Source organism: Cyclobacteriaceae bacterium, assembly GCA_013141055.1.
Lineage (GTDB): Bacteria > Bacteroidota > Bacteroidia > Cytophagales > Cyclobacteriaceae > ELB16-189.
The window spans coordinates 45,393-57,577 of the sequence record JABFRS010000001.1 but is presented as its reverse complement, the minus strand read 5'-3'; the positions used below and the strand labels follow the sequence as shown (position 1 = coordinate 57,577).

Annotated in this window: 7 protein-coding genes; 5 read left to right on the top strand and 2 right to left on the bottom strand. The window is 40.9% G+C overall.

Annotated features, from left to right (window positions below; translation table 11 throughout):
* Positions 1-31: 31 nt before the first annotated feature.
* Together HOP08_00225 and HOP08_00220 are read right to left on the bottom strand one after the other, a co-directional pair.
* Entirely contained in the window at positions 32-2,428 is a 2,397-nt protein-coding gene (locus tag HOP08_00225) for a glycoside hydrolase family 31 protein (protein ID NOT73319.1), read from the bottom strand.
* A gap of 72 nt (positions 2,429-2,500) precedes the next feature.
* Complete coding sequence (locus HOP08_00220) at positions 2,501-3,550, bottom strand: LacI family DNA-binding transcriptional regulator (protein ID NOT73318.1); 1,050 nt, start codon at positions 3,548-3,550, stop codon at positions 2,501-2,503.
* 215 nt (positions 3,551-3,765) lie between these two features.
* Here HOP08_00220 and HOP08_00215 point away from each other — a divergent pair, with 215 nt between their 5' ends.
* The 5 genes from HOP08_00215 (at position 3,766) to HOP08_00195 (ending at position 12,178) form a co-directional block, all read left to right on the top strand.
* Positions 3,766-6,717, top strand: coding sequence for a SusC/RagA family TonB-linked outer membrane protein (locus HOP08_00215; protein NOT73317.1), 2,952 nt, complete (start codon positions 3,766-3,768; stop codon positions 6,715-6,717).
* Between the two features lie 22 nt (positions 6,718-6,739).
* Positions 6,740-8,272: a RagB/SusD family nutrient uptake outer membrane protein gene (locus tag HOP08_00210; GenBank protein ID NOT73316.1), complete on the top strand. Its 1,533-nt coding sequence runs from the start codon at positions 6,740-6,742 to the stop codon at positions 8,270-8,272.
* Between the two features lie 66 nt (positions 8,273-8,338).
* Positions 8,339-10,012 carry a VCBS repeat-containing protein gene (locus HOP08_00205; protein ID NOT73315.1) on the top strand — a complete coding sequence of 558 codons (1,674 nt, stop codon included), beginning with the start codon at positions 8,339-8,341 and terminating at the stop codon, positions 10,010-10,012.
* Complete coding sequence (locus tag HOP08_00200) at positions 9,973-11,613, top strand: hypothetical protein (protein ID NOT73314.1); 1,641 nt, start codon at positions 9,973-9,975, stop codon at positions 11,611-11,613. Before HOP08_00205 ends, HOP08_00200 begins: the two co-directional genes overlap by 40 nt.
* A complete protein-coding gene (locus HOP08_00195) occupies positions 11,582-12,178 on the top strand; it encodes a hypothetical protein (protein NOT73313.1) in 597 nt (198 codons plus the stop codon). Before HOP08_00200 ends, HOP08_00195 begins: the two co-directional genes overlap by 32 nt.
* Positions 12,179-12,185 lie beyond the last annotated feature (7 nt).

Below are 12,185 nucleotides of genomic sequence, written 5' to 3'. Positions count from 1 at the left end.
GCCCAATGATCTTTTCTGAACCTGAACGTATCTAAAAATTGATCTCAATTACCTCTGAAGAATAGGTTGTCCTGGAGACCTGTGTTTCCTCTTCGCCCATACTATCCGGATCGTTGATCGGGTCATACTTTTCGAGAGGAAGAAAGAACGAATTCACAACCTTTTCAGGAACGACTGCTGCTCCATTGATCGTCAGGGTACGAACAGTTTCAAATCCATGCAAAACCAACCGGAGATCTTTTAAATGAGTCTTGTATTTTCCTTCACTTTTATCAAGTGTAATCTTCCGTTGGGAAGGGGAGTAATGGACGTTTCGTCTTGCATATGAACCCGATTCATATTCAAATGTTGAACCGTCATCTTCATAGAATTCGAAAGTATTATCAGAAGTTCCATGATAAATATGCAGCACTAATTCGTCTACAATTTCTTTTGTGCTCTGAACCGGCTTTTGCATCGCTATGATCGCACTGCCTTTAATGAAAATTGGAAGTTTGTGAATCGGACTCTCAAGAATTACTTCCTGGTCTCCTTCATATTTCTTTCCATCAAACAAATAATACCATTCTCCTTTCGGAAAGAATACTTTAACGAAGTCCTGATTGCTTTCAACAGGTGCTACCATGATGGAAGGACCAAATAAATACTGATGCTGAAACTGCTTGTCGTATACACGCGGGTCATAGGAATGATCCAGAGCAAGTGACCGTTGCACCGGCATGCCTGTCTGTGACGCTTCATAAAACAAAGAGTATAAGTAGGGCATGAGTTGATAACGGAACCTGATGTAGTTTCTGGAAATTCCTTCTACCTCTTCACCATAAGACCACGGCTCTGAGTCTTTCGTGTTGATCATTGTATGTCCACGGAAGAATGGAGACAAGGCTCCGATGGAGATCCATCTGGCGAAAAGCTTTGTGCTTGCTTCACCAACAAATCCACCAACATCGTAACCGGTAAAAGCTACTCCAGTCAGTCCAAGACTATTCACCATCCGGATGCCCAGCATCATATGCTCATCGTAGGAGACATTATCTCCCGTCCATACCGCTGCATAGCGCTGAACCCCAGAATAACCTGAGCGGGTAAGATTGAATGGTCTGGTGCCCTTTAACAGGCCTTTGGTGGCCTCGTAAGTGCTCCTGGCCATCTGAAACCCATAGAGATTCCTTGCTTTGCGTGTGGTGGCCTTTTTTCCATCATAATCGAACTCCAGGTTTTCAGGAAGCATGTGACCCCAGGTGGCGATCTCATTCATGTCATTCCAATACCCCTGGACACCTAATTTTGAGTAGATTTTGAGCTTTTCTGCCCACCAGCTGCGGGTTTTTGGATTGGTAAAGTCAGGGAAGTGGCACCAGCCTGGCCATACCTGTCCTGAGTAGTTTTCTCCATCAGGATATTTGACAAAAACATCTTTCTTCAAACCGTCTTCATAAGGTTCATAACCCTTCTCGGACTTTATACCAGGATCGCACATGAGTACGACATCGAAGTTCTGATCTTTCAAAGTGTTGATGAGCTCTTGCGGATTTGAAAAGTTCTTTTCATCCCATGTGAAGATCTTGTACTTGTCCATGTAGTGGATATCCAATACGATGGCATCAGCAGGAATTTGTTTTTCACGAAAAGTGCGGGCAACACCTGACACTTCTTTATCAGGATAATAGCTGTAACGACACTGCTGATATCCAAGACTCCATTTGGGTGGGAGAGGGATACGACCAGTCAGCCATGTATAGTGTTGAACGATCTCAGCAACAGATGCGCCACCGATAAAATAATAATTCATCTCACCTGCATCAGCAGAGAAACTTGAGAAGCGATTAGTGGAAGCACCGAAGTTGAAGAATGATTTGTGAGAATTGTCAAGGAATATTCCATACTGAAGATTGCTATGAATACCAATGTAAAATGGCATTGTACAATATAACGGATCAGTACCTGAATTATATCCATATGAATCTGTATTCCAATTCTGATAACCGTGCCCTTTTCTGTCCAAAGGGCCTGTTTTCTCTCCTAAACCAATAAATCTCTCACCAGGCTGAAGACTCTTATAGGCTGTACATTGTTCTCCAATCCAGGAAGTCCCAAGACCCGGATCATCCTGGTTGAGAACTCTTCCTTCCTTGTCTTTGAATGTAAATGCAACAGGATTTTTTGTGATCGTTAATTCAAGTTCAGAGCTTTTTATCTGAATGCGATCTGTTGAATCATCAGTTGAAAGTGCTACAGCTTTGGGCTTTGCTGAAACAGCATATGAGAAGTCTTCAAATGCATCATCGGAAGAGATAGTGATTTGAAAAATTGATTCACTCCATGCTGTTACTTTGAAATTTCCGGTATCTGTTTTACCCAGAAAATAATTCTCTTTTTTGTTGAAAGACTTGAGAACTCCAAGGCGGCGACTTAAACTGGAATGCATGATGTTAGCTTAGAAAGTGCTGATTAAACACTGGCTTGAAAAACTTGTTTGAAAATTCAGAAAACGATTGCATCATTTCTTCTTCGCTGCTTTGCGAATAGAAGATTCTCTGATGATAAGCTTCGTCTTAAGGATCTTGGTTTCAGGTTGTGGGTCTCCCTGATCCTTGTCGCCAACTTCTATCTGACGAATGAGCAAGCGTGCTGCCTCCTGGCCCATTTCAAAGCCTGGCTGATCTACTGTCGTCAAGGATGGTTCGATAAGAGAGCCGTAAGACCAGTTGCTGAAGCCCACCAAACCTATGTCCTGAGGTATTTTTAGGCCTTTTTCCTTAATCGCCATCATTGCTCCTGTTGCAATAGGGTCACTGTGGGCAAAAATCGCATCAGGCGGATTTGGCAGAGAAAGAAGCTTTAAAGTAGCCGTTTTTCCATCTTCCTGGCTTCCTGAAGAGCATTCTTCGATGTAAGCCTCTTTTATTTCCATTTTGTGCTCTTTCAGGGCATCAATGTAGCCACGTTTCCTGTCCGCAGTGATCAAAAGGCCGGATGTGCCCTCTAAATGGGCTATTTGCTTGTAACCTTGTTCGATAAGGTGATCTACAGCCTCTTTTGCGCCTGTATAGTCATCCACGATCACCTTGCTGGTGTTGGGATTGTTGTACATCCGGTCGTAAAAAACCACTGGAACCCCCTTGGAAATGATGGATTCTATGTGATCGAAGTTTTTTGTTTCACGTGACAGCGAGATGAGCATACCGTCCACACGACTGTTAAAAAGGGCTTTAATGTCGGTTTTCTCCCTTTCATACGACTCGTTTGATTGCGCCAGAATGACGCTATAGCCAGCCTGATACGCAACATCTTCAATTCCACTGATAACGGTGGAGAAGAAGAAATGGACCAGTTCAGGGATGATTACACCGATTGTGTTGGTTTTCTTTTGGCGCAAGCTCAATGCAACAATGTTAGGTTGATAATTGAGCTTTTCAGCAAGTGCATGAACAGCCTTTTTTGTTTCCGAACTGATGTCTGGATGGTCTTTAAGTGCTCTCGAAACCGTTGACGGTGAAATGCCCAGTTCGCGGGCAATATCTTTGATGGTAACTTGGTTAAATCTCATTTTATTGACGCTGAAAGATTGAATTGTGACACATTTTTAGAGGCATTTGAACCATCGCAAACGATTGCGACTTCGATTCCATTAAAATTTATCGAATTAAATGGCCTAATCGCGTTGCTTAATCTTAATTTCAAAGTAATATTGATTCAAATATGTCCGTAAAATAGTTCTTTACACACGTTAAACCCAATTAGTAAACCCAAACTAAAACCTGTATGACCAAATTTTACTTGTTAGTGAAAAAGGTTCTGCCAGTTTTGTTCCTCGTTGCATGCTACGGCATGTCGATGGCTCAAGGCAGGACCGTTTCTGGTAAGGTGACATCATCTGATGATGGATCATCTGTACCTGGAGTAAACATCCTCGAAAAAGGAACCAGCAATGGTACTGTTTCGGATTCGGATGGTAATTATAAGATAAGCGTTGGCGAAAATGCTACGCTTGTATTCTCGTTTGTAGGTTATGCATCACAAGAAGTAGCTGTGGGAAGCCAGGCTGTCGTGAATGCAACACTACAATCAGATGTAACAGCCCTTTCAGAAGTGGTTGTTGTGGGTTACGGGTCTCAGGACAAGAAGGAGATCACTGGTTCTGTTGTGGCATTGAGCACAAAGGACTTTAACAGAGGAAATATCAACGATCCTACTCAGTTATTGCAAGGTAAAGTTGCAGGTTTGAGTATTTACAACAGAGGAGGTGACCCAAATACAAGCGCTATTGTTCGTTTGAGAGGTATCTCGACTGTAGGTGCTAACTCATCACCACTGGTTGTTATTGACGGAGTATTGGGAGCATCACTTGATAACGTGGACCCTAATGATATCGAGTCTATAAACGTATTGAAAGACGGATCTGCGGCAGCTATCTATGGTAGCCGTGCATCATCTGGTGTAATTCTGGTTACTACGAAAAGAGGTTCTAAGACAGGCGCTTTATCTGTTACATACAATGGTTACGTAGCTGCACAAACAGTTTACAATCAACAGCCTGTGATGACTGCATCACAATATGTTGCGGCAGGTGGTAATAACCTTGGTTCAGTTACTGACTGGCAAAAGGAAGTTACTCAGACAGGCGTTTCAAATGTTCATAACATTGCGATCTCTGGTGGTAACAAGAGCACTACATTCCGTTTATCAACCAATTTGAGAAATGTAAATGGTGTTCTTAAGAAATCTGGTTTCGATCAGATCAATGCTCGTGCAAACATTACACACTCAGCATTAAATGATAAGCTTAAGATTGACTTGAGCATGTCATTAACAACCAGAAATAGCAATTTCTCATTTAATGATGCGTTGCGTTATGCTGTGTTGTTTAACCCGACGGCTCCTGTTAAATTCCCTAATGGTAACTACTATCAGGCGATCTTGTTTGATAACTTCAATCCTGTAGCGATCATCGATCAAAACATTAACGAAGGAAAGAAGAAGACCATGAACTACAATGCAAAGGTTGATTATAGCATTACTGATAACATCACATTGACTGTTAATGCGGGTCAGCAAAATGAAACTGTATTGAATGGTGAATATTATTCAAGAGCTTCACTTTTCAGAGGATACAATCGTGGTGGTTTGGCAAGAAGATATACTTCAGACAGAACATTCTCATTGTTTGAGGGATATGGAACTTACTCCAAGACTTTTAACAAGATCAATTTTGACGCATCTATTGGATATTCATTCCAGGAAGACAAGTTCCAGGATATCTTCATTCAATTAGGAGATTTTCCAAATGATCTTCTTGGTTACAATGCGATTGGAAATTCAGGAGACAGAATTTCAGGTATTTTAGATAATACAAACGTTACTAGTAGCGTTTCTCCTAATAACCGTATCATCGCAACATTCGCAAGAGTAAACTTGACTTTTGACAATGCAATCTTCTTCAATGCTTCTATTAGAAGAGAAGGTTCAACTAAATTAGGTAAAGACAACCAGTACGGAATTTTTCCTGCTGTTGGTTTAGGAGTTGACCTGAATAAATATCTCCAATTTGAAAAATTTGATATGCTTAAATTGCGTGTTGGATATGGAGTAACAGGATCTCTTCCTAATGATGCAGGTTTAGCTCAGGATTTATACTCATATAGTTTTGCTAGTGGCGGTAGTATTTCAAAAACACGCGCAGCTAACAAAGACCTTAAGTGGGAGCAAAAGCAGGAAATCAATCTTGGAATAGATTTCAGTATTGGTGGAAAGCTTAGTGGTACATTAGATCTTTACACAAGAAATATCAATGACTTCATTCTTGAGAGAACTGTGGAAGTTGCAACTTATGGAGCTTCATTGCGCACAGAAAATGCCGGTTCTTTAAAGACAAATGGAGCTGAATTGTCTTTGAATTACAATAGCCTTCGCTTCGGAGAAATCAGCTGGACTCCTGGAATCGTATTGAGTAGCTATAAAACAACGCTTGAGTCATTCATTATCGATGAGCAGGTAAGAGCCAACTTAGGTGCACCAGGACAAAATGGTACAAACATCATCCGTGTTAAAGTGGGTGAAGAGATTGGTCAGATCTGGGGACCTGTATTTGCAGGTGTTGAAGGTAACGGAGCACCAAGATTTGCTGATTTGAATGGAGATGGAGTGGTGGTTTCTGACCAAGCTTCTTCTCTTCTAAAGACTGCAGATTTTAAACAACTTGGCTCAGGTATTCCTTCTCTGGAATTAGGATGGAAAAATCAATTGACTTATAGAAACTGGGATTTGAACGTATTCTTCCGCGGTGCATTTGGTCACAGCCTTGTGAACAACTTCCGCGCATTCTATGAGCCAATCGATCCAGGTGCGATCAACTCTTATAACAGAATTGCGACTAGCAAAGCTGTTGCAGGCCTTACTTCAGCACAGTTCAGTTCATTGTATGTTGAAAAAGCAGATTTCCTGAAACTTGATAACCTAACTCTTGGATATAATTTCAAAATGGGTTCTTCAAGCGCAGTTAAAAACGTAAGAGTGTACTTCAGCGGTCAAAACTTGTTTGTGATCACAAGTTATACTGGAATCGATCCAGAACCGGTTTTGGCTGATCCAGGTACTACTGATAATGGTGGTTTCCCTGTTACAACTCCTGCGGATGTATTATCTCCAGGTATTGATAGAAGGAATAACTACTTTACTTCTAGGACATTCACCTTTGGTTTGAACATTGGTCTATAATAACAAGTAAAAGGAAAAACAAATGAAACAATTTATAAAGTACACATCGATAACTGCACTCATGTTTGGTGTACTCTCGTGTACCAACTTGGATGAGCAGATCAAGAGTAATTTTACGACTGCGGCTCCCGTTCTTAACCCTGGTGTGGGTGTTAGAGATAATTTGAATAAGGGAACCCCTACAGACGGATTGTCTGGTGCGTTCACAAAGCTTGCTGATGGAACTGCTACAAATGGAGGTTTCTTCCAGGCTTCTGAGCTTGGAACGGATGAAGCAGTAATCGCTCAAAAAGGTGGCGACTGGTTTGACGGAGGTGTTTATATTGCGCTTCACAAACATCAGTTAAGCCCTGTTACAGCTTCTATCAATGATGCCTGGAATCAAGCTTATGCTGGTATCTTCCAATGCAATGATATCTTGCCAACGGTGGCAAGCGATCCTGCTAAGGTTGCTCAATTAAGATTCCTGCGTGCTTACTTCTACTGGAGGTTGTGTGATATGTTTGGTAACGTAAAACTTTCTACGCTACCTGGCAATACTGGTGCTCAAGTAAGTAGAACAACAATCTTCAATTTCATTGAAACTGAACTTCTTGCAGCGGTTCCTGATCTTCCAGCGGGTAAAGGTGATTATGCACGTGGAAACCAATCTGCGGCATGGGCACTTCTTTGCAGACTTTATTTGAATGCAGAGGTTTACACTGGTACTCCTCGTTATGCTGATGCGGTTACAATGGCTAATAACGTGATCAATCGTGCAGCTTTCAGCTTGTCTCCGGAGTATAAGGATATCTTCAGCTATAGAAACCTTGATAACGTTGAGCATATCTTCGTTGTTCCTTTTGATGAAACAACTCAAACAGGTATGAATATCGCTCAGATGACGCTTCACTATCCGAGCCAGTTGACTTACAACCTTGCAGAGCAACCATGGAACGGTTATGCTACTCTTGAAGAGTTTTATAATTCTTATGATCCTGCTGATAAGAGAAGAACTAACAACTTCATTGTAGGACCTCAGGTAGATGTTGCTGGTAACCCTATTCTTGACTTGGCTTTCGATAAAGCTGATGAGGATGGAGCTCCAATTAACTATACGCCTAAAATCAACGAGTTATTTCCTAATTCTTCACGTCAGGCGGGTGCCCGTCTAGGTAAATTCAGCTTCAAGTTGAAACAACGTCAAAGCATGGATAATGACTATCCATTATTGAGATGGAGTGAGGTTCTGTTGAACAAGGCAGAAGCATTGTTCAGAATGAATGGTTACGGAGATGCAACAGGACTGGCAACGGTTAACATCTTGCGTGCAAGAGCAGGGGTGACTCCTTTTGTATCACTTACTGCAGGTCAATTCCTGGCTGAACGCGGAAGAGAATTATTCATTGAAGGCTTAAGACGTTCAGATTTGATTCGTTTTGGAGCTTATGGTAATGCTTGGTGGGAAAAACCAGCGGTTAATAATCCTAATTTTAACCTAATGGCGATTCCATTGCAGCAAATGCAGGTTCCGGGTGCAGGTCTTACTCAAAACCCTGGTTACCCAACTAACTAAGCCTGTTTACTTTTTGTAATTTTGAATAGCGTCCAACTTAGTTGGGCGCTATTCTCTTTTTAAGCGATGAAATTTTTTAAGATTCTGGTGCTGGTTGTTTTGTGGGGCTGCTCAAATGATCATTCATCACCTCACACATTATTTTCAAATATTACCAAAGAGTCTGGAATTAACTTTCAGAACGATCTCACTTTTACAGATCAGTTCAATCCATATACTTATCGCAATTTTTTCAATGGTGCCGGCGTAGCCATTGGTGACATCAATAATGATGGATTACTGGATGTTTATCTAGCCGGAAACCAGGTAGATAACAAGCTATATCTGAACCAAGGAGGTTTAACATTTAAAGATATTACAGATCAGGCGGGAGTGGCCTGTAAGGGTGTTTGGTCGACCGGAGTGACCTTTGCCGATATTAACTCTGATGGATTGCTTGATATCTACGTGTGCAAGTCAGGAAACCCCGTTGGAGAACATAGGAATAATGAACTGTTCATCAATAATGGGGACTTAACATTCAGTGAAAAATCGAAAGAGTACGGCCTGGATATTACCGGACTTTCTGTTCAGGCATCATTCTTTGATTACGACAAGGATGGTGACCTTGATTGCTATCTTTTAACCAATTCAATCAAGTCTGTTGGTGCTTATGACCTTGTTAAGGATCATCGGAATATTCCGGATACTTTGGGTGGTAACAGGTTCTTTATTAATGATAACGGAAAGTTCAAAGACCATTCTGAACAGGCAAAAATATACAGAAGTGATATTGGATTTGGATTGGGAATTACGTTGGGAGATTTTAATGATGATACATGGATCGACATTTTCGTTTCGAATGATTTCTTTGAACGTGATTACCTGTACATCAATGATCAGCACGGCGCATTTAAGGAATCCCTAACAGATTATTTTGAATCCATCAGTATGGGATCCATGGGAGCAGACTTTGCAGATCTTGATAACGATGGTGATCCTGAACTTTTTGTAACGGAGATGCTTCCGGATTCTTTAAACCGAAAGAAAACAAAAACCATTTTCGAGAGCTGGAATAAATATCAATTGAATCTTGAAAACGGGTATTATCACCAGTTTCCAAGAAATGTTCTGCATAAAAAGACTGGATCTGATAACTATGTAGAAGTCGGAAGATTGGCCGGGATATCAGCAACGGAGTGGAGCTGGGGAGCATTGCTGTTTGATATGGACAATGATGGTAAGAGGGATATTTTCATAGCTAATGGCATTTATAAGGATTTATTGGATCGGGATTACCTCACCTACACAGGTGAAAAGGATAATGTGAGAGAAATAATAAAACAGGAGAAGCATGCAATCCTGAAGCTGATTGATTTAATGCCATCTTCTACCTTTCCTAACTATGCTTTCAGAAATGAAGGCGATCTGAATTTCGAAAATTCTGCTGTTGCCTGGGGACTGGGAGACCCCATGTTTTCAAGCGGGAGCGCGTACGGAGATTTTGATAATGATGGCGACCTGGATCTTGTTGTAAGCAATATCAATGCATCAGCCGTGCTATATCGGAATAATTCCGACTCTTCTAAGTATAAAAGTATTACGGTTTCACTGTCGTCAAAAGGTAAAAATACTTTTGAAACGGGAGCGAATATTAAAGTTTATTGCGGGACTAATGAGTTTGTAGGTGACATTACGTTACCAGGGGATTTCAAAGTTGTGTGCAATCAAATATTACAATTGGACTCGGAACGGATATAAAACACATTGATTCCCTTGTGATCAACTGGACTGATAATACTTATTCGACAGTTTATAATTTGCCGGTGAATAGAAAGGTCTCTATCATAAAGGAGCAAAGTAATCCTCATGATTATAATGCTCTGAAGAAGAAAAATACCAATTTCCATCTGGAGTTGGTCCATAGATCGGTTTTCAAGCATGTAAGTAGCAATGTGGTTGATTTCAATCGTGACAGATTGTTGCCAATGATGTACAGCAATGAAACCCCTTCATTGGCAAAAGGAGATATTGACGGAGATGGCATTAAAGAGCTGTATGTAGGCGGTGGAAGGGATCAGGGTGGATTGCTCATTAACTTTAAAGATCAAAAACTAAAGACGTCGCTTCCTAAATCATTTGCAAAATATTCCGCGTCTGAAGAAACGAAAGCACTTTTTCTGGATGTTGACAAGGACGGTGACCTTGATTTTATAATGGCAGTAGGGGGAAGATCTTTTTCCCAGGGATCCGATGCCTTGCTCAACAAACTTTTCCTGAATGACGGACATGGAAATTTTGCGGAAGCACCTGTTTCACTTCCTTCCATTGGATTTATTTCCACCAGCGCAGTTGCCTCTATTGACTTCGACAAGGATGGCGATGAAGATATTTTGGTTGGAGAAAGATTTGATCCGTTCGTTTATGGTATCGGTGGAAAGGTTTTCCTATTGGAGAATGATGGGAATGGAGCATTTAAAGATGTTACAAAAGATTTTGCCTCCTGTCTTCAGAAAATTGGAATGGTAACGGATATTGAAGTTCAGGATTTTAATGGCGATGGATGGAGTGATATTGTAATTGCCGGTGATTGGATGCCAATCACATTTCTTCAGAACAAGAATAAAACCTTTGTGGACGTTTCTGCTGAATTTGATTTAACGAATACCCAGGGCTGGTGGCACGATATAGAATCAGGTGATTTCAACAAGGACGGGAAGATTGATTTTGTTTTTGGAAATCATGGACTCAACACATTTTTCAAAAACGGAGATAGAATGTATGTCAGTGATTTTGATAAGAATGGTTCTTTGGAGCAAATCTACTGCACCAGCATCAACGGAAAGTATTTTCCATTGGTTGATAAGGATGAGTTCTTATCCCAGATGCCGTCGTTAAAAAAGAAACTGCTCTATTATAAGGATTATGGTAAGAAATCAATAGATGAGATTTTTCCAAAAGCAGTACTTGACGAAGCCCGGGTTTTTGAGGTAAAGGTGCTAGCGTCAACGTTATTGCTTTCAGGGGCAAAAGGGTATTCGCGAATGGCACTTCCATTGGAAGCTCAGTATTCTCCAATTTACAGTTTATCCGTGTCAGACTTTGACAATGATGGGGTGGAAGACGTAATTGCGGGTGGAAATCAGTACCAGGTAAAACCCCAATTTGGACGTTATGATGCCTCCAATGGATGGTTCTTTAAAGGGGTATTAAAGGATGGTCAGTTCACATTTAATCGGGGTATCGATTTGAATGTAAAAGGCCAGATAAGAGACATAGAATTTGTAGAAGTAAAAGGAACGAAATACATTTTATTCGCTAAACATAATGATGACCTGGAAGTTTTTAAAGTATCCCACTAGCCTGATATTATTAGCGCTGGCATTGACAAGCTGTTTTCAATCAGATTATACCAAATTGGTCAAAAGAGAATTGGCCAAAGGTGTAAGGTATGATTCGATTTTGCTAGGTATACCATTCGGCTTCACCCGCCAGGAATTTTATGGAAGGTGCTTTGATTTAAATGCGGCTCATCTGGTGATGGAGGGTCCTAATGGCCAATCAGTGCAGTATCTTTTTGTTGACTCTTTAGTTCACTCCGAGCCGACGAAACTTAGATTGCTTTTCATGCCGGGGTATGATTCAACTGATAGGATAGCAGAGATGAGGATGGAATTGAGTTATGAGTTATGGGCTCCATGGGCGAAAGGAATGCAGACTGATAGTTTGGAGGGAAAGACAAAGCAACTTTTGATGAAATGGTATAATGGTAACGAATTCATCACCACTAAAGTAGGAGAAAAGGATATTCTCGTTAAACTAGATGGTAACAGGAGAATCCTTCTTCAAAAAATCGATAAACAGAGCATGGCTATTGAAGTTCAGGATATCCTGAATCATAGATTTGTTCATACCGGTGTGAAATAACATAGAA